The sequence below is a fragment of the Desulfovibrio desulfuricans genome (assembly GCF_024460775.1).
Classification (GTDB): Bacteria; Desulfobacterota; Desulfovibrionia; order Desulfovibrionales; family Desulfovibrionaceae; genus Desulfovibrio; species Desulfovibrio desulfuricans_E.
Genome location: NZ_JANFYZ010000074.1, coordinates 1 through 262, shown reverse-complemented (window position 1 = coordinate 262; position 262 = coordinate 1). Strand labels below are relative to the sequence as shown.

Below are 262 nucleotides of genomic sequence, written 5' to 3'. Positions count from 1 at the left end.
AATCGATCTTGATATGTCAATTCAAAAGGCTGATCTACCCGAAAGCAGTTACGGCCGGTGATGCCAGCTACATGATCGCCCTGTACCGACCTTGTGAGAAGGTCATGGACGCGGCGGGGAATGTGGTTTCTGAGATCAAGGCGGTGGGTTATTGCCTGCCGACGGCAGATAATCTGCGCTATGATATGCGCGGACGTTGGAGCCGGAGCGCCAAGCATGGCATCCAATTTGAAGTCGAGGGCTTCGATGAAGTGATTGTACC

Annotated in this window: 1 protein-coding gene; it reads left to right on the top strand. The window is 53.1% G+C overall.

The annotated features are described in order from the left end of the window. Positions 1-71: 71 nt before the first annotated feature. A partial coding sequence (locus NE637_RS15455; protein WP_256267816.1) for a YrrC family ATP-dependent DNA helicase occupies positions 72-262 on the top strand: 191 nt, incomplete at its 3' end.